Below are 16,436 nucleotides of genomic sequence, written 5' to 3'. Positions count from 1 at the left end.
GAGGTTGCGGCGCAGTTCCCACTGCGTGACCGAGCCAGCTCGCACCGCATCCATCCGCGAGCGGCCACCAGCCTCTGGTGGCGGATGCTTTCGCCTTATCAACCCACCGCGGGGTTACGCACCTTCCCCGCATGCGTGGGCCGGTGTGTCTCCGCTTCATCCCAATGGAGATTCACCATGAACACCACGTCCAACGAGAAATCGTATTTCGACCTCCACACCTCGGGCATCGGCTACGTCCAGCGTGTCCGTGAAGTGCCCGTCCGGGGCGGCCGCCGTGCGCAGCCTTTCCTTGCTTGCACCATCGCCGCGCTGGTCGGCCCCGCCCGGGACCCCAGCTACCGCTACTTCGACGTCAAGGTCTCGGGTGCCGAGGCCAAGAAGCTCGTTCAGCGCTACATCGGCGTTGACGATCCCAAGCAGCGCCCGCTGGTGCGATTTCGCCTCGGTGACCTGTGGGGCGATGCGTACATCCGCGACAAGGGTGAGCAGAAGGGTCAGGCCGCCGCGTCCCTCAAGGCGCGACTGCTCAAGGCCGAACTGATCGACCGGGCCGAACTGGCTTCGATCGAGCAGCACGAGCTGATCACCCGCGGCATCGGCTATCTCAATCGTGTGAAGGACGTCACCCCAAAGGCTGGCGACTCGTTCCTCTCTTGCACCGTCGCAGCACTGGCCGGGCCTGTCGATGAACCGGAGTATCGGTACTTCGACACCATCGTCGCCACCCCGGAAGCCGAGCATCTGGTTCGCCGGTGCGTTCAGGCCATCGAGGGTGACCGCAAGGTGCTGATCGCCTTCCGTCTGAACGACATGAAGATCGATCCGTACATCCGCACCAAGGGCGAGCACGCCGGGGAACCGGCCGCAAGCCTGGAATCGACGCTGGTCCACATCGGTCTGATCAAGATCGACGGCACCCAGGTCTATCCGACGAGCCAGGCGCAACCCGAGGCGCCGCCGGCCGAAGACGCATCCGCGTCCGAAGCCGACGACGCCATCGACACGGCCACCGAGCCCGCCGAGCGCGAGCCCGAGGCGCAAGTCGAGGAGCAGGAGCCGGCATTGGCTGCTTCGTTCTGATACGGCATGGCCCCTCACGGGGCCTTGTCGCTTCTCTTCCCGCATCCGCCGCGTCCCCATGACGCGCGCTTGCGCATTTCATCCCCCGAGTTCCGCGTGGTCTCACCGCCGCGCGGTTACCGCATTTCTCAAAGGAGATCAGCCATGTCTCTGGCATCCCGTTTTGCTCCGCAATCCCCGATCCTGCGCTCCGATCGTCCACTCTCGGACGACCGCATTCGTGCCGTCGTTCCGTCGATCTTCGCCGACGCTCCGCATGGGAGCCGGTCCGATCGGTATGCCTACATACCGACCTCGACCGTGCTGACCAAGCTGCGCCAGGAGGGCTTCGAGCCCTTCATGGTGTGCCAGACACGCGTGCGCAACGAAGACCGGCGCGAGTACACGAAGCACCTCATCCGACTTCGCCATGCGAGCCAGATCAACGGCGACGAGGCGAACGAGATCATCCTGCTCAACAGCCACGACGGCACGAGCAGCTATCAGATGCTCGCCGGCATGTTCCGGTTCGTCTGCCACAACGGCCTGGTTTGCGGTGACACCACCGCCGACATCCGCGTTCCCCACAAGGGCGACGTGGCCAGCCAGGTGATCGAAGGTGCCTACGGAGTCCTCGAAGGCTTCGAGCGCGTGCAGAACGCGCGCGATGCGATGCGCACCATCACCCTCGATGAGGGCGAAGCGGAGGTCTTTGCAAACTCCGCGCTCGCACTCAAGTACGACGATCCAGCCAAGTCCACGCCTGTCACGGAGAGCCAACTGCTGGCACCCCGGCGATGGGACGACCGCAAGAACGACTTGTGGGCCGTCTTCAACCGCGTCCAGGAGAACCTCGTCAAAGGGGGCCTGAACGGACGCACGGCCAACGGCCGCAATCAGCGCACCCGTCCGGTGCAAGGCATCGACCAGAACCTGCGCCTGAACCGGGCGTTGTGGCTGCTGGCCGAAGGCATGCGCCAGCTCAAGGCGTGATGCCACGCGGACCTCGCCCACCTCGGGCGAGGCCATTTCCTCTCATCCACCGGGTGCCGTCGGCGGCCCGTCATTCATCATCAGGAGAACCATCATGGCAACCCCATCGGCTTCCGAGAAATCGGTTGCGCCCATCGTCGTCCCCGGCCAGCTCACGCTGCGTACCATCCGCGGCAAGAACGGCCCGTTCACGGTTGGCCGCCTCGCCACGCACCTCGGTACTTTCGAGGTCAAAGACCCGGAGCTGGAGCAGTACCCCGAAGGCAAGTACGACGGGGAATTCATCATCAGGTACATCTTCCCGAAGTCCTATCCGGTCGGCGGCGGCATGCGGTTCGAGATCCGTGCCAGCCTCGACGGCATGACGCTCAACGGCATCGACAAACTCAGCCGCGACGAAGCCCGCAGCTTCGCCACCCAGGACGTCGATCCGCTCGATGAAGAGCAAGGGGCGCAGCCTGCGACAACGCCGGCCAAGCCGACCAAAGCGTCCAGGCCCGCCAAGCCCGCACCCGTGCAGGCGTCCGCGGACCCGATGGTCGATACCACGCCCTTTGGCGTGGATGCGCCGCCACCTGCTGAGGCTGCTGCCCCCGGCAGCACCCAAGACGGTGACCCCGCGCTCTTCGGCCTGCTGTGGCCGCTGGGCGAGTCCGTGAAACTGGATTCGACCATCGACCGCCGCGCTTTGCGTGCACAGATCGCCCGCCTGGGCGAGCTGGGCTACGCGCTGGACTTCAAGACGCAGGAGTGGAGCCGCCAGGCCGAACTGCAACCTGCGTGATCGTAGACGCCGCATGCGCGGTGTTCTTCATCCACCCGCCGGGGTTCCTTCCCCATGCGGGGGAGGCCCTGGCCATCTTCTGGAGGTCTTCATCATGTCCACCATCGCTTGCGATATCCCCCGCTCCGCGCTGGATGAACCCGCGTGGCGGGCTCTCTGCGAGACGGCAGCCGCACAAGCCACCAAGGGTTGCGGACTGTCTCACGACTACTACGTCGAACGCTTCAGTTCGGCGATCGACGCGCAACTCGGTCGATTGCCGGAAGAACAGCGCGCACAGGCGCTGAAGATCGCACAGGAATGGGACTACGCAACACCGGCCGAACGGCAGGAAACCCAGGACTGGAATGCGGAGCATGGCTATTGCTCGCATGGGATCGAGTTCGGCTGCTGTCCGGCCGGTTGTGATCGCGACGATGACGACTGGGACTAAGGGTAAGGCATAGGTTTTCCTTCGCTGCACCTGCGGCATTCCATCACCCACTGGGGGTTCTTCCCCACGGGGAGGCCTCCAGCTCAACTTTTCGAGGAGGCCTCTCATGGGCTGGTATTTCTCTCCCCAATCGCGGTCTGAACTGATCGCGGAACTGATCGCACCACAGCAGACCGAGCGCGTCAGCGCGAAGGTTATCGCTCACGCATTGCGCGGCAACGTGCTGTGGTCAGTGGTCGAACTGACCGCCAAGGTCGAAGGTGTGCATCGTGATCTCGCGCCGGGCCAGTCCTTGCGCTACATCCGCTGCGATCTGCTGGAACGCAGCGGCAACCAGTGGGGCTACAAGCCGTTGGAAGAGTCCATGCACCCGTACTACTACTCGTGCCCGCTGTCCTATCTGGACCTCGCACCGGAGCAGTCCGCCGACTGGCGTGCAGGCGTTCGCGCCTACCACGCACGGCGGCGCACACCCACGGCTGTCACGGCTCCCGCCGCGACGCTGATGGCCTGAGCCAGGAGGAACCAACATGGACCCGATCCTGGCTGCGCTCTCACCCTCGCTGCTGGCACTCGTTGAAGGAAGTTTGTCCAACGACGAAGTGTCCTCCGACGAGGAGATGCTGGAGTACTTCATCAGCAACGGCCTCACCGAGGAACAGGCACGGCAGGCACTGACCTACCGCGATCAGTACCTCAACAACATCTACCTGGACGGCTTCACGCCGATCACGGCGGTGGACGAGGCGCTTCACTTCAACCCGCACACCCGGCAATTCGAGCCGGACTGAGCGTTTTTCTTCCACCCCCTGGGGCAGTACTTGCCCCAGCGGGCGGTGCTGTTCCCGTTAATCCGAGGACACCACCATGCTCGCAAACACTTCTTCCACCACGCTGTACCGCATCGACGAATGCCCGGACGTGATGGCCGACGCTTGCGTCGGCGATGACCAGGGCAACCTGATCTTCCTGTCCATCTGGGCGCGCGACACCGCCGTCCAGCAGTTCCTGGCTCGCCTGACCCTCGGGCGCGACGAGCAGGGACTGGACCAGTTCCACATCATCACCGACCAGGGCGGCAGCGTCCCGGTGTTCATCGGCAACGTCGATCGCCTGGAAAAGCGCGTCACGCGCGCCTATCGGCGAACGCTGTTCGGTTCGCTGTCCAACGTGTGGCTGTTCGACCGCCGCTGCGTCAAGCCCGACAAGGCCAACGCCAGCGCACTGGCACTGCTGCCGCGCGACAGCGCCCACCGGCTCGACCGCCTGTGGATGCTGGTGCGGGACACCTGCCCATTGCCGCTGCTCGACCACTGGCGCGAGACCGTGCTGGAACTGCTGCAAAGCCGCGAGATGCTGGCCCGCCTTCCGTTCGCCCTCGGGCCGCTGGAAGGCCATCGGCTAGCCATCGACGTGCCGGCGCTGACCTTGGCGCTGGGTTCGCTGATCCGCAGTGATGTGCTCACCGCCTATCGATACCCGGCCAAGATCTGGACGCCGGAAGTGGTAGCGGCCTGACCCACCCACGGAGGCACGCCTTGGCGTGCTTCCGTGTTTCCTCCCCGCCAACCAGGAGACTTCCATGGCCCTCATGTTCCCGCGGCTCGCCCGCAATTTCGCTAAGAACGGTTACTACCCGACTGACGAACCCACGCTCGAAAGAGCCCTCAACGCACTGATGCCCAGCGACGGGCCCATGTGCATCCTCGATCCCTGCGCCGGCGAAGGCGTGGCGATCGCCGAAGCCGCCCATGCCCTCGGGCGCGAGCAGGCCAAGGCGTTCGCGGTCGAGTTCGACGCGGAGCGGGCACGCCATGCCCGCGGCCTGGTCGATCACTGCCTGCACGCGGACCTGATGGACACGATGGTCTCCAAGCAGTCGTTCGGGCTGCTCTGGCTCAACCCGCCGTATGGCGACTTGTCCAAGGACGTCAACGGCAACATCGGCTATCAGGGCCAGGGCCGTGCCCGCCTCGAAAAGCTGTTCTATCAGCGTTCGCTGTCGCTGTTGCAGTACGGCGGCGTGCTGGTCTTCATCGTCCCCGCCTACGTGCTCGATGCGGAGCTGGTCGGCTGGCTGACACGCCACTACACGGACCTGCGCATCTACCGAGCGGTGGAGACGCAGTTCAAGCAGGTGGTGATCTTCGGCCGAAGGGTGCGACAGCGTGAACAGGCTCCCGATGGCGTCAAGGCCGTGCGCAATCTGCTGCTGCAGGTTGGGCTTGGCGAAGTCGAAGCCGAGGAGCTGCCGAGCGATTGGCCGTTCCTGCCGTACATCGTCCCCGCCAGTCCGGCCGAGCCGGAGCATTTCTTCCGCGTGACGATGGAGCCGGAGCAGTTCGCCGATGAAGTCGGCCGGCTGCAAGGCCTCTGGCCGTCGCTGGACACGCACCTGGGGGCCGCGCAGCAGTCGCTGCGTCCGCCGGCGCGTGCCTTGTCCCACTGGCATCTCGCCCTGGCTCTGGCCGCGGGTGCGATCTCGGGGGTTGTGCGCTCCAAGACCGGGCGCGTGCTCGTCGTCAAAGGTGACACCCACAAGGACAAGACGCTCCAGCGGGAATTCACCGAACGCGAAGACGGCTCGATCGCCGAGACCCGCATCCTCACCGACAAGTTTGTTCCCGTCATCCGCGCATGGGACATGACGCCTGGCTCCCCGACACGGGGCGAGGTGCTGACCATCCGCTAATCCCCCGGACGCCTGACGTCCCGCTGCACTTCATCGAAGGAGAAACACCATGTTCCCCAATCCGTTCAAGCGGCCCGCGCCGCACAAGCAACCCTTGTTCGCACCGGCCTCGTTGCAGTTGAGCGAGAAGGTGCATTGGCTGGCCCGCCGAGGTCTCATCGATCCCTTGTCCTATGTGCAGCGCCACGTGCGCGGCGACTGGGGCGAGATCGACGAGGCCACCCGCCAGGCCAACGATGTCGCACTCGATCAGGACAACCTGATGATCTCCCAGTACCGGATCACGCCGGAACTGGTGTTGATCGTGAAGACCAGCGAAGACCACCAGACCACGGTGGTCCAGCTTCCCGAAGAGCGCGACCTGATCTGAAGGCACCGCCTCGTCATCCCATCCACCTGACGGAGCCACTTCACTCCGCCAGGGGTGTCGTGGCTCAATAACCAAGGAGGAGCCCATGGCATCGCATCGCATCGAAACCTACTGCCAGAGGCTGGCGTTCCCCATCGGGGCGCTTATCTTCAGCAGAGCCGTTGACCGCCTGGTCCGCGCGGGTCGCCTCGACCCAATCCCGTACTTCAGGCGCCACACCCGTGGCGACTGGGGAGACGTCAACGTCCAGCAATGGCAGGCCAACAGCACCGCGCTTCAATCAGGTGCTTCGCTGGAGTCGCACTACGTGATCCACCCAGGGCTGGCCATTCGCATCGTTACCGACGCGCAGCGCAGCGCCACCGTCATCGTGTTGCCGTCCGAGGACTGAGCACGGTTCACTCGCAGGCCACCCAGGCCCGCACCTTCAACCTTCGGCCACGCGCCGATTCTCTTCCCACTCCGGGGCATGCCATTGCCCCGTTGGGGGTGGTGCATGCCCCATTTTCTTTGGAGCATCACCATGTCCCTCGATCTCGACACCACTACCGCTGAAGCCACACCCGTGCAGGGCGAACTGCTCGACGCGGAATCCAACCCTCTGACCCTGAGCCTTCAGGATTTCGTTGGCGAGTTCGGCGACGAACTGCTCGACGCCCTCAACAGCGCCAATCCGCCGGTCTATACCGGCCAACCGCAGGCGCACCGGCAACTCATCGTCGCCAGCCTCAAGCGCAAGCTGTTCCCGGCCCAGGCCGAAGTCGTCCACGCTGCTGCCGAGCTGCTGATCGACCGTGGCGAACGCGCCGCGATCGTCAACGGCGAGATGGGTTGCGGGAAGACGACCGTCGGCATCGCCACGGCTGTCGTGCTCAACGCCGAAGGCTACCGCCGCACTCTGGTGCTTTCGCCACCGCACCTGGTTTACAAGTGGCGGCGCGAGATCCAGGAGACGGTAGCGGGCGCCAAAGTGTGGGTGCTCAACGGGCCGGATACGCTCGTCAAGCTCATCAAGCTGCGTGAGCAGTTGGGTGTCCAGCCCACGGGTCAGGAGTTCTTCGTCCTGGGCCGCGTGAGGATGCGGATGGGCTTCCACTGGAAGCCCGTTTTCACCACGCGGCGCACCCGCCACGGCGACGTGGCAGCGTGCCCGGACTGCGGCACGGTCATCACCGACCTCGACGGCGAGCCGGTCAACCCGGTCGCGCTCGAAGCCGAGGAATCCCGCAGGAAGTGCGGCCATTGCGCTGCGCCCCTGTGGACACTGATCCGCCCGCGCAGCCTGTCCGGCAGCGACCAGTCCTCGGCCGTGCTCAAAGCCTTGAAGCGCATCCCGACGATCGGGGAAGTCACCGCGCAGAAGCTGATGCAGAAGTTCGGCGACGGCTTCCTGGCCTCGATGCTCGGCGACAACATTCACGAGTTCATCAACCTCATGGATGGCAACGGCGAGCTGGTGTTTTCCGACCGTCAAGCCACGCGCATGGAACGTGCGATGGCCAACATGGAGTTCGGCTTTGGCGAGGGCGGCTATCAACCGTCCGAGTTCATCAAGCGCTACCTGCCGCAAGGCACGTTCGACCTGCTCATCGCCGACGAGGCCCACGAGTACAAGAACGGCGGCAGCGCCCAGGGCCAGGCCATGGGCGTGCTGGCGGCGAAGGCTCGCAAGACCTTGCTGCTGACCGGCACGTTGATGGGCGGCTACGGCGACGATCTGTTCTACCTGCTGTTCCGAGCCCTTCCCGGGCGGATGATCGAAGACGGCTATCGCCCGACCACGAGCGGCAGCATGACCTCGGCCGCGATGGCGTTCATGCGCGATCACGGTGTCCTGAAGGACATTTATTCCGAGAGCACCGGGACGGCGCACAAGACCGCGAAAGGCACGAAAGTCAGTGTCAGAACGGTCAAGGCCCCGGGCTTCGGCCCGAAGGGTGTGCTGCGCTGCATCCTGCCGTTCACGATCTTCCTCAAGCTCAGAGACATCGGCGGCAATGTCCTGCCGCCGTATGACGAAGAGTTTCGTGAAGTCGCGATGGACACGGCGCAAGCCGCGGCCTACCGCGATCTGGCAGGTCGGCTGACCGCGGAGCTGAAACAGGCTCTGGCGCGACGCGATACTACCTTGCTCGGTGTAGTCCTCAATGTGCTGCTGGCCTGGCCGGATTGCTGCTTCCGGTCGGAGACCGTTGTGCATCCGCGTACGCGCAACACCCTGGCGTTTGTCCCGGCTCAGTTCAACGAGTTCGAGATCAGCCCCAAGGAGCGTGAGCTGATCGACATCTGCAGGGAAGAGAAAGCACAGGGCCGCAAGGTTCTGGCCTACACCGTCTATACCGGCACGCGCGACACGACTAGCCGGTTGAAGGTATTGCTGGAGCAGGAAGGCTTCAAAGTGGCGGTACTGCGCGCAAGCGTGGATGCCAGCCGCCGCGAGGACTGGATCGCCGAGCAGTTGGACCGTGGCATCGACGTGCTCATCACCAATCCGGAGCTTGTCAAGACGGGATTGGACCTGTTGGAGTTTCCGACGATCGTGTTCATGCAGTCGGGCTACAACGTGTATTCGCTCCAGCAGGCGGCACGCCGCTCTTGGCGTATCGGGCAGAAGCTGTCCGTGCGCGTGATGTACCTGGGCTACGCCGGCTCCTCGCAGATGACCTGCCTGGAGCTGATGGCCAAGAAGATCATGGTCTCGCAGTCCACCTCGGGCGACGTGCCCGAATCGGGGCTCGATGTCCTGAACCAGGACGGCGATTCCGTCGAGGTCGCACTGGCCCGGCAGCTTGTCGCCGCATGACACGTTCCACTTACGGCCCTTCGGGGCCGTTTTTTTTCCGCTCCCGGTAAATCGGGCGCTGCGTGGTTCGCATTGTTTGCTGCCGTTCGTGGCCAGAGCGGCGATGGTGAGGGCTCGATGTTTCAGGACGCCGAGCTATGTGCCCCTCTCCACCCTGGTTTCACCATCCCGAACGCCGCCTGCTGGCGGGATTTCTCGGCCTGCTGTGGTCGGTGCTGGCCGGTGGCTGCGCGACGACGACTGCGCCGGTCGCGCTCGACACCATCGAGGAAGTCTCGGCCGCGCCCGAACCCGAAGCGCCCGAGTACATCCCGGTCGTGCGCTACGCCCGCTACACACTGGTCGAACTGGCACCCATGGCAGCGCAGCGCGACCTGCTGTTGCAGACCATCGACGTGTCCATGCCCGAGGATGCACGCGCCACGGTCGGGGATGGGCTGCGGCACGTACTCAAACGCAGCGGCTACGGCCTGTGCCAGACCGCGCATGCCGTGATCGAACTGTACGCGCTGCCGCTGCCGGCGGCGCACCTGCATCTCGGTCCCATGACCTTGCGCGATGCACTGCTCACCCTGGCTGGGCCGGCCTGGGAACTGCACGCGGATGACCGCGCCCGACAGATTTGCTTCGACCGGCCCGGCGACCGCGTGGCCGTCGAACCCACGCCCGAGCCGAGCGCCGCCGATGCAGTGCAGACCTTCCCGCTGATGCCTTCCATTCCAGGAGGCCAGCCATGAATGCTCCGCAACCTTCGCGGCGCCCGACCGCCGCCGTGGTGGTGCAAAGCCTGCTCTGGCTCTGGCTGATCGGCCTCAGCGTCATCGTGGCGCTCGGCTACCTGGCGATGCGCGACCAAACCGACCAGGACCGGCTGGATTCACGCCTGCAACGCCTGGAAGCGCAGGCGACTGGCCTGGCCGAGACGATCGAGGCTATCCAGCAGCGTCCTGCCGTCGCAACGGCCGCTGACCTCAAAGATACCCGCCAAATCCTGGAAGCGCGCGCCGCCCAGGTGGAGAAGTCGCTGAACGGCTATGCCGCCGCCGACGATCTTCAGGCACTGCGCGCGGAGATCGAGCAGATCAAGACACGCCAGACCGCCGCGCGTGCCGCAGCGCCCGTCCAAGCACGCGCACCAAGCAAGCCCGCCGCCTCCAAGGCCGAACCGCCGCCACTGCCGTTCCGCGTCGTCGGCGCCGAACTGCGCGCCGGCCAGCGCAGCGTGTCGGTCGCGCCGACAGCCGGGGACCTCACACCCGACCAGCTTCAGGTGCTGCTGCCCGGTGATGCGGTCGGCCCATGGCGTTTGCAGGCGGTCGAGGGCAACACCGCGGTGTTCCAGGCCGGCGACCAGACGCGCCGCGTGGCGATCCCCTGACCGGAGCACACCCCATGAAGCCGTCGATCCTCCTTTCCGTACTCGTGCTGGCGTCGGTGCAGTGCCCCGCCTGGGCGCAGCAACCCGCCACGGCACCCGCGCGCAATGCACAGAGCCAGGAGCGCCCGCTGGCCGCCCGCGTGCTGGACGACCGGACGGCCAGCGAATGGGGTCTGCAACGGCAGGAATGGGAACGCTACCGCGAGCTGATGGACGGGCCGCTGGGTATCTACTCGCCCAACCTGGACCCGCTTTCCGCCCTGGGCATCGAGGCACGCACCGACGAAGAGCGGCGGCGCTACGCAGAACTGCAGGTGCAGGTCGAAGCGCGCCGCGTCGAGAAGCTGCTCGCCTACCAGCGCGCCTACGACGAAGCCTGGCAGCGTCTGAATCCGGGCATGCAGCGCGTGAACCTGCCTGATGACAAGCCGGGCGCTGTCGCCACGCGCGGCAGCGGCCGCATGGCGGTGTTCGTCAAGGACGGCTGCGCCGCCTGCGGGCAGCTCGTGCAGCGCCTGCAATCCTCGGGCGCGGAGTTCGACCTGTACATGGTGGGCAGCCGCCAGGACGACGCGCGCATTCGGGACTGGGCCAAGCGCGCGCAGATCGACCCGGCGCGCGTGCGGGCCGGCAGCATCACGCTCAACCACGACAGTGGCCGTTGGTTGGCGCTCGGCCTGTCCGGTGACTTGCCCGCCGCCGTGCGCGAGGTGAACGGCCAATGGCAGCGCCAGCCGTAGCCGCCCGCGTATCGCAGTTCTTGCGCGCACTGGTGCTCGCCGCTGGCCTGTACACCTGCACGGGCCATGCCCAGGAGGTTCCGCCACCGGCCTACCAGCTTGCCGCCCAGCGCGCAGGCATCCCCTCGACGGTGCTCTACGCCGTGGCCTTGCAGGAGAGCGGCCTCCGGCGCAACGGGCGCATCGTCCCATGGCCGTGGTCCCTCAACGTCGCCGGCCAGTCCCGCCGCTTCGCCACGCGGGCCGATGCCTGCGCCGGCCTGCAGCAGGCGATGCGCGCCACGCCGCACACGCGCATCGACGCGGGCCTGGGCCAGATCAACCTCGGCTACCACAAGCACCGCTTCACCAGCGCGTGCGACCTGCTGGACCCGTACCGCAACCTCGCCATCGCCGCCGAGATCCTGAAGGAGCAGCACACCTCCGGCGAGGACTGGCTGCTGGCGATCGGCCGCTACCACCGTCCTGCGGGTGGCGAGCCCGCCGCCCGCTATCGGCGCAGCGTGTCCCGCCACCTTGCCCGCGTGCAGGGCGCACGCCCAACCGCCGCGGTCCTCGCCGCGCGCCAGGAGACCTCCCCATGACGAAACCCCATCCGGCCCATCTCGCATTCACGGTCCTGCTCGTGCTGCTGGCAGGCCTGCCGCTGGCCTCGCGTGCCGGCGAGCCGCTGATCGTGGTCGAGGACCATGGCGGCACGTCGGCGCTGCCGTACTACGAGGCCCTGAACCTCCAGCCGCGCGCCAACGCGCCGGCCCGGCCACCCATCCCGACGCCCCGGGTTCCCGCCACGCCAGCGGACGAAGCCGCGATGCTGCCGGTGCGCAGCACCAAGCTCACGCCCGGCACCGTCGCGCGGCGCGTGATCGAAGCGCCCGGCCTGCGGCCGTTCGCGGTCATCGGCGACGACGAGGCTTCCCGGGCCTGGTTGCAGCGGCGCGGCGCGGCTTTGCGCGAACGCGGCGCGGTCGGCCTGGTGGTCAACGTCGAGACCGTGCAGGGCCTGGCACGGCTGCGTACCCTGGCGCCGGGCGTGCCCCTCGCGCCCGTGGCCGGAGACGACCTGGCCGATCGCCTGGGCCTGCGGCACTACCCGGCGCTGATCACGGCCACCGGCATCGAGCAATGAAGCCATGTCGGGGAAACAGCCGGTCGAGGTTCTGCTACGTCCAGCGGTGGAGCTATACACCGTCGCGGCGTGTGCAGGCGCCGCGTTTCTGTGCCTGGTGGCCCCATGGTCGCTCGCGCTGAGCCCAGCGATGGGCGTCGGCAGCGCGCTGGCGTTCGGCGCCTACGGCGCAATCCGCTATCGCGATGCCCGCGTCATCCTGCGCTACCGGCGCAACATCCGCCGCCTGCCGCGGTACGTGATGACGAGCAAGGACGTGCCGGTCAGCCAGCAGCGGCTGTTCGTGGGGCGCGGGTTCCTCTGGGAGCAGAAGCACACCCATAGGCTGATGCAGACGTACCGGCCGGAGTTTCGCCGGTACGTGGAGCCGACGCCGGCCTACCGGCTGGCGAGGCGCCTGGAGGAACGGCTGGAGTTCGCGCCGTTCCCGCTGTCCCGGCTGCCCGCGCTCACGGGCTGGGACGTGCCCATGAATCCGGTGCGCCCGCTGCCGCCGGTCGGCGGCCTGCCGCGGCTGCATGGCATCGAACCCGACGAGGTGGATGTCAGCCTGCCGCTGGGCGAGCGCGTCGGGCATTCGCTGGTGCTGGGCACCACGCGCGTGGGCAAGACGCGGCTCGCCGAGTTGTTCGTCACCCAGGACATCCGCCGCAAGAACGCCGCGGGCGAGCACGAGGTCGTGATCGTCATCGACCCCAAGGGGGATGCCGATCTCTTGAAGCGGATGTACGTCGAGGCCCAGCGCGCGGGCCGCGAAGGCGAGTTCTACATCTTCCACCTGGGCTGGCCGGAAATCAGCGCCCGCTACAACGCCGTGGGCCGCTTCGGCCGGATCTCGGAAGTGGCGACGCGCATCGCGGGGCAGCTCTCCGGCGAAGGCAACAGTGCCGCTTTCAGGGAGTTCGCGTGGCGGTTCGTCAACATCATCGCGCGCGCCTTGGTGGAACTGGGGCAGCGCCCGGACTACATGCTGATCCAGCGCCACGTCATCAACATCGACGCGCTGTTCATCGAGTACGCCCAGCACTATTTCGCCAAGACGGAGCCCAAGGCCTGGGAGGTGATCGTCCAGATCGAGGCCAAGCTCAACGAGAAGAACATCCCCAGGAACATGATCGGGCGCGAGAAGCGCGTCGTGGCGCTGGAGCAGTACCTCTCCCAGGCGCGCAACTACGACCCGGTGCTCGACGGCTTGCGCAGTGCCGTCCGCTACGACAAGACCTATTTCGACAAGATCGTCGCATCGCTGCTGCCGCTGCTGGAGAAGCTCACGAGCGGCAAGATCGCCCAGCTTCTGGCACCGAACTACTCCGACCTGGCCGACCCACGTCCGATCTTCGATTGGATGCAGGTCATCCGAAAGCGCGCCATCGTCTATGTGGGCCTGGATGCGCTCTCCGACGCCGAGGTCGCCGCCGCAGTCGGCAACTCGATGTTCAGCGATCTCGTGTCGGTCGCCGGCCACATCTACAAGCACGGGATCGACGACGGCCTGCCGGGTGCATCGGCCGGCGCGCGCGTGCCGATCAATGTCCATGCGGACGAATTCAATGAACTCATGGGTGACGAATTCGTGCCGCTGATCAACAAGGGCGGTGGTGCCGGGCTACAGGTTACCGCGTACACGCAGACCCTCTCGGACATCGAGGCCCGCATCGGCAACCGGGCCAAGGCCGGCCAGGTGATCGGAAATTTCAACAACCTGTTCATGCTCAGGGTCAGGGAGACCGCCACGGCCGAACTGCTGACCCGGCAGTTGCCGAAGGTCGAGGTCTATACGACCACCATCGTCTCGGGCGCCACCGACAGCTCGGACATCCGTGGGGCGACGGATTTCACGTCGAACACGCAGGACCGGATCAGCAGCACCAGCGTACCGATGATCGAGCCGTCGCATGTCGTCGGCCTGCCCAAAGGCCAATGCTTCGCGCTGCTGCAGGGCGGCCAGCTTTGGAAGGTGCGCATGCCGCTGCCGGCGCCGGACCCGGACGAAGTGATGCCGGCGGACTTGCAGCAACTCGCGGGGTACATGCGCCGGAGCTACAGCGAGGCCACGCAGTGGTGGGAGTTCACCAGTTCCCCGGCCTTGCAGGATGCGTCCTTGCCCGACGATCTGCTGGATGACGCCGCTCCGGCCGAGCCTGGCGCGGTGGTCACCGGCGCCGAGGACAGCGCAGGCAACGAGGCATCGCCATGAAGGATGCCGCCTCAACCGCGCAACGGGAGCAGAACCAGCGCCAGGGCCTGATCGTCGGCACCATCACCTTGCCGTTCCGGCTGCTCGGGGTGCTGATCGGCTCGCTGCTGTTCTCGATCGTGGTGGAGTGCGTCGGCATGCACTTGTTCTGGAAGGATCAAGGCTGGCGGCATTCCCAGCAGATGCTGCAGTACGAGCTGGGGCACCTGTCGAACCACTTCACGCGCAGCGTGGTCGTGCAGGAGCCAGGGCGTACAGCACACCAACTGGTGGATACCGGCTACGAATGGGTGTTCGTGCGCTCAGGCTTGCTGGAGCGCACGAGCCAGACCGCAGAGCGCGCCCGTGCGCCCAGCCAGGGCAAGAGCCAGGACGGCGTGCGCAACTTCCGCTACTACATCAGCCAGGTCTATGTCTGGGCCGAGAGCTACCTGATCGCCGCAGCCTTCACGACGCTCACGTTCCTGGTGCGCCTGCTGGTCCTGGTGCTCACGCTACCGCTGATCCTTACCGCGGCCTTCGTCGGCTTGATCGACGGGCTGGTGCGGCGCGACGTGCGCCGGTTCGGCGCGGGCCGCGAATCGGGCTTCATCTACCACCGTGCGAAAGCCTCGTTGATGCCGCTAGCCGTGCTGCCGTGGGTCACCTACCTCGCGCTGCCGATTTCGGTGCATCCGCTGGTGATTCTGCTGCCCAGCGCGGCCTTGCTGGGACTCGCGGTGAGCCTGACCGCGGGCAGCTTCAAAAAGTACCTCTAAGCCATCAATCCGGTCATCCGCAGGTTCCTATTGTTTGCGGCCTAAAACAGCCCTGATCTCCACGATCACCCCATTGCTGATCACACAGGAATGGCGCGATGGTGGCTTCGATCTGGCTGCGCGCCGCGCATCGCGGCGTACCCACTCTTCTCGTGACGGCCCTCCTGCTGGGTCAGTCCCCGATGGCCTTGGCCGAGTCCCCTGCGCAGCGCCAGGAGCTGGTCGCCGCACTGCGCCAGCTCGACGCGCTGGAGCGCACCGTCGCGGACAGCGCCGCGCATGCCCCCATCCAGCCGGGCGAGCGCTACCACTTCGACTACCCGCGGCTGCTGGCTGACCTGGCGCGTGTTCGCGCCGGCATCCAGTTCCATCTGACGCCATCGCGCGCCCAGCCGCGCGACCCCTCCGAACTGGCCGGCGACTACCGCACCGAGCGGGCGACCGAGCCGCTGCCGGCGACGACTGCGGAGGGCAAGCCATGAACGGCGCCCAGGTCTCAGCATTTCAAGCCAACAGCGGCATCGCGCCTTCCGCGATGGCGACCGTCCTGGTCGGCGTCGTGTTCGCGGTCCTGCTCGTGTGGGGCGTCTGGGCCATCCGAACGGCCTACGTGGGGTGGTCCGAGAGCCGCCTCAACCAGCGCCAGTTCCTCGGCGTCTGCATCCGCTTCGTCGCGATGTACCTCGTCCTGAGTTTCTTCCTCCTGTCCTGACCTGAAAGGCCCGACCATGCACAACCGCATCTTCACTTCCCGTTTTGCCCAGCGCGCCGCCGTGGCCCTGGGCGCCGCCGCGCTGCCCGCGCTGTCGTTCGCGCAAGGCTTGCCGCAGTTGGAGAACCCGACGCGCGGCACCGGCAACGGCATCATGGAGACGATCCGCAACTACGGCTACGACATCATCATGCTCGTGGCCCTGTTGGTGGTGGCGTCGATGTTCATCGGCGTGTGCTACCACGCCTACGGCACCTACGCGGAAATCCACACCGGCCGCAAGACCTGGGGCCAGTTCGGCCTCACGGTCGCCATCGGCGCCGTGCTGCTCGTGATCGGCATCTGGCTGCTCACCGAAGCCACCGGCATCCTGTAAGCGAGGCCG

Annotated in this window: 21 protein-coding genes; all 21 read left to right on the top strand. The window is 66.3% G+C overall.

Annotation, left to right across the window (positions count from 1 at the left end; translation table 11 throughout):
• The first annotated feature begins 177 nt into the window (after nt 1-177).
• Entirely contained in the window at nt 178-1,083 is a 906-nt protein-coding gene (locus tag GH681_RS03980) for a DUF3577 domain-containing protein (protein WP_003050351.1), read from the top strand.
• A gap of 144 nt (nt 1,084-1,227) precedes the next feature.
• The gene (locus GH681_RS03975; RefSeq protein WP_003050347.1) at nt 1,228-2,055 is read left to right on the top strand and encodes a DUF932 domain-containing protein; all 828 of its coding nucleotides are present in this window, start codon (nt 1,228-1,230) and stop codon (nt 2,053-2,055) included.
• Between the two features lie 94 nt (nt 2,056-2,149).
• Nucleotides 2,150-2,839 carry a DUF3275 family protein gene (locus GH681_RS03970; RefSeq protein WP_003050344.1) on the top strand — a complete coding sequence of 230 codons (690 nt, stop codon included), beginning with the start codon at nt 2,150-2,152 and terminating at the stop codon, nt 2,837-2,839.
• A 94-nt stretch (nt 2,840-2,933) separates the two neighbouring features.
• Nucleotides 2,934-3,272 carry a hypothetical protein gene (locus GH681_RS03965; protein WP_003050341.1) on the top strand — a complete coding sequence of 113 codons (339 nt, stop codon included), beginning with the start codon at nt 2,934-2,936 and terminating at the stop codon, nt 3,270-3,272.
• A 106-nt stretch (nt 3,273-3,378) separates the two neighbouring features.
• Nucleotides 3,379-3,786 (top strand): hypothetical protein, encoded by a 408-nt coding sequence (locus tag GH681_RS03960; protein ID WP_003050329.1) that lies wholly within the window; start codon nt 3,379-3,381, stop codon nt 3,784-3,786.
• 16 nt (nt 3,787-3,802) lie between these two features.
• Complete coding sequence (locus GH681_RS03955; protein WP_003050326.1) at nt 3,803-4,063, top strand: hypothetical protein; 261 nt, start codon at nt 3,803-3,805, stop codon at nt 4,061-4,063.
• 76 nt (nt 4,064-4,139) lie between these two features.
• Nucleotides 4,140-4,790 carry a hypothetical protein gene (locus GH681_RS03950; protein ID WP_153160115.1) on the top strand — a complete coding sequence of 217 codons (651 nt, stop codon included), beginning with the start codon at nt 4,140-4,142 and terminating at the stop codon, nt 4,788-4,790.
• A gap of 25 nt (nt 4,791-4,815) precedes the next feature.
• Entirely contained in the window at nt 4,816-5,964 is a 1,149-nt protein-coding gene (locus GH681_RS03945) for a DUF6094 domain-containing protein (RefSeq protein WP_219641870.1), read from the top strand.
• 49 nt (nt 5,965-6,013) lie between these two features.
• Nucleotides 6,014-6,334, top strand: coding sequence for a hypothetical protein (locus GH681_RS03940; protein WP_003050315.1), 321 nt, complete (start codon nt 6,014-6,016; stop codon nt 6,332-6,334).
• 85 nt (nt 6,335-6,419) lie between these two features.
• A complete protein-coding gene (locus GH681_RS03935; RefSeq protein ID WP_003050312.1) occupies nt 6,420-6,725 on the top strand; it encodes a hypothetical protein in 306 nt (101 codons plus the stop codon).
• A 132-nt stretch (nt 6,726-6,857) separates the two neighbouring features.
• Nucleotides 6,858-9,137 carry a helicase-related protein gene (locus GH681_RS03930; RefSeq protein ID WP_153160114.1) on the top strand — a complete coding sequence of 760 codons (2,280 nt, stop codon included), beginning with the start codon at nt 6,858-6,860 and terminating at the stop codon, nt 9,135-9,137.
• Between the two features lie 137 nt (nt 9,138-9,274).
• Complete coding sequence (locus GH681_RS03925) at nt 9,275-9,874, top strand: PilL N-terminal domain-containing protein (protein WP_013520773.1); 600 nt, start codon at nt 9,275-9,277, stop codon at nt 9,872-9,874.
• The gene (locus tag GH681_RS03920) at nt 9,871-10,515 is read left to right on the top strand and encodes a hypothetical protein (protein WP_013520774.1); all 645 of its coding nucleotides are present in this window, start codon (nt 9,871-9,873) and stop codon (nt 10,513-10,515) included. Before GH681_RS03925 ends, GH681_RS03920 begins: the two co-directional genes overlap by 4 nt.
• Before the next feature lie 14 nt (nt 10,516-10,529).
• On the top strand, nt 10,530-11,255 hold the full coding sequence (locus tag GH681_RS03915) for a TIGR03759 family integrating conjugative element protein (RefSeq protein ID WP_153160112.1): 726 nt from the start codon (nt 10,530-10,532) through the stop codon (nt 11,253-11,255).
• Nucleotides 11,237-11,839: a transglycosylase SLT domain-containing protein gene (locus GH681_RS03910; RefSeq protein ID WP_013520776.1), complete on the top strand. Its 603-nt coding sequence runs from the start codon at nt 11,237-11,239 to the stop codon at nt 11,837-11,839. The genes GH681_RS03915 and GH681_RS03910 overlap by 19 nt, the downstream gene beginning before the upstream one ends.
• Nucleotides 11,836-12,384, top strand: coding sequence for an integrating conjugative element protein (locus tag GH681_RS03905; RefSeq protein ID WP_013520777.1), 549 nt, complete (start codon nt 11,836-11,838; stop codon nt 12,382-12,384). The genes GH681_RS03910 and GH681_RS03905 overlap by 4 nt, the downstream gene beginning before the upstream one ends.
• A gap of 4 nt (nt 12,385-12,388) precedes the next feature.
• Nucleotides 12,389-14,581, top strand: a complete 2,193-nt coding sequence (traD, locus tag GH681_RS03900) for a type IV conjugative transfer system coupling protein TraD (RefSeq protein WP_013520778.1) — start codon at nt 12,389-12,391, stop codon at nt 14,579-14,581.
• The gene (locus GH681_RS03895) at nt 14,578-15,339 is read left to right on the top strand and encodes a TIGR03747 family integrating conjugative element membrane protein (protein WP_013520779.1); all 762 of its coding nucleotides are present in this window, start codon (nt 14,578-14,580) and stop codon (nt 15,337-15,339) included. Before traD ends, GH681_RS03895 begins: the two co-directional genes overlap by 4 nt.
• 98 nt (nt 15,340-15,437) lie before the next feature.
• Nucleotides 15,438-15,821: an RAQPRD family integrative conjugative element protein gene (locus tag GH681_RS03890; RefSeq protein ID WP_003050229.1), complete on the top strand. Its 384-nt coding sequence runs from the start codon at nt 15,438-15,440 to the stop codon at nt 15,819-15,821.
• Nucleotides 15,818-16,051 (top strand): TIGR03758 family integrating conjugative element protein, encoded by a 234-nt coding sequence (locus GH681_RS03885; RefSeq protein WP_003050225.1) that lies wholly within the window; start codon nt 15,818-15,820, stop codon nt 16,049-16,051. The genes GH681_RS03890 and GH681_RS03885 overlap by 4 nt, the downstream gene beginning before the upstream one ends.
• 16 nt (nt 16,052-16,067) lie before the next feature.
• Nucleotides 16,068-16,427 carry a TIGR03745 family integrating conjugative element membrane protein gene (locus tag GH681_RS03880; RefSeq protein ID WP_020307818.1) on the top strand — a complete coding sequence of 120 codons (360 nt, stop codon included), beginning with the start codon at nt 16,068-16,070 and terminating at the stop codon, nt 16,425-16,427.
• The last annotated feature ends 9 nt before the right edge of the window (nt 16,428-16,436 follow it).

It is taken from the genome of Zoogloea sp. 1C4, assembly GCF_009469605.1.
Classification (GTDB): domain Bacteria; phylum Pseudomonadota; class Gammaproteobacteria; order Burkholderiales; family Rhodocyclaceae; genus Zoogloea; species Zoogloea oryzae.
This window is presented reverse-complemented; position numbering and strand designations above follow the sequence as displayed.

Excerpts from the sequence above, each read along its gene's own strand:
- GH681_RS03955 (WP_003050326.1), top strand. The coding sequence starts at position 3,803 with ATGGACCCGATCCTGGCTGCGCTCTCACCCTCGCTGCTGGCACTCGTT.
- GH681_RS03975 (WP_003050347.1), top strand. The coding sequence starts at position 1,228 with ATGTCTCTGGCATCCCGTTTTGCTCCGCAATCCCCGATCCTGCGCTCC.
- GH681_RS03915 (WP_153160112.1), top strand. The coding sequence starts at position 10,530 with ATGAAGCCGTCGATCCTCCTTTCCGTACTCGTGCTGGCGTCGGTGCAG.
- GH681_RS03895 (WP_013520779.1), top strand. The coding sequence starts at position 14,578 with ATGAAGGATGCCGCCTCAACCGCGCAACGGGAGCAGAACCAGCGCCAG.
- GH681_RS03905 (WP_013520777.1), top strand. The coding sequence starts at position 11,836 with ATGACGAAACCCCATCCGGCCCATCTCGCATTCACGGTCCTGCTCGTG.
- GH681_RS03910 (WP_013520776.1), top strand. The coding sequence starts at position 11,237 with ATGGCAGCGCCAGCCGTAGCCGCCCGCGTATCGCAGTTCTTGCGCGCA.
- GH681_RS03890 (WP_003050229.1), top strand. The coding sequence starts at position 15,438 with ATGGTGGCTTCGATCTGGCTGCGCGCCGCGCATCGCGGCGTACCCACT.
- GH681_RS03935 (WP_003050312.1), top strand. The coding sequence starts at position 6,420 with ATGGCATCGCATCGCATCGAAACCTACTGCCAGAGGCTGGCGTTCCCC.
- GH681_RS03940 (WP_003050315.1), top strand. The coding sequence starts at position 6,014 with ATGTTCCCCAATCCGTTCAAGCGGCCCGCGCCGCACAAGCAACCCTTG.
- GH681_RS03885 (WP_003050225.1), top strand. The coding sequence starts at position 15,818 with ATGAACGGCGCCCAGGTCTCAGCATTTCAAGCCAACAGCGGCATCGCG.
- GH681_RS03950 (WP_153160115.1), top strand. The coding sequence starts at position 4,140 with ATGCTCGCAAACACTTCTTCCACCACGCTGTACCGCATCGACGAATGC.
- GH681_RS03965 (WP_003050341.1), top strand. The coding sequence starts at position 2,934 with ATGTCCACCATCGCTTGCGATATCCCCCGCTCCGCGCTGGATGAACCC.
- GH681_RS03970 (WP_003050344.1), top strand. The coding sequence starts at position 2,150 with ATGGCAACCCCATCGGCTTCCGAGAAATCGGTTGCGCCCATCGTCGTC.
- GH681_RS03925 (WP_013520773.1), top strand. The coding sequence starts at position 9,275 with ATGTGCCCCTCTCCACCCTGGTTTCACCATCCCGAACGCCGCCTGCTG.
- traD (WP_013520778.1), top strand. The coding sequence starts at position 12,389 with ATGTCGGGGAAACAGCCGGTCGAGGTTCTGCTACGTCCAGCGGTGGAG.
- GH681_RS03880 (WP_020307818.1), top strand. The coding sequence starts at position 16,068 with ATGCACAACCGCATCTTCACTTCCCGTTTTGCCCAGCGCGCCGCCGTG.
- GH681_RS03930 (WP_153160114.1), top strand. The coding sequence starts at position 6,858 with ATGTCCCTCGATCTCGACACCACTACCGCTGAAGCCACACCCGTGCAG.
- GH681_RS03960 (WP_003050329.1), top strand. The coding sequence starts at position 3,379 with ATGGGCTGGTATTTCTCTCCCCAATCGCGGTCTGAACTGATCGCGGAA.
- GH681_RS03920 (WP_013520774.1), top strand. The coding sequence starts at position 9,871 with ATGAATGCTCCGCAACCTTCGCGGCGCCCGACCGCCGCCGTGGTGGTG.
- GH681_RS03980 (WP_003050351.1), top strand. The coding sequence starts at position 178 with ATGAACACCACGTCCAACGAGAAATCGTATTTCGACCTCCACACCTCG.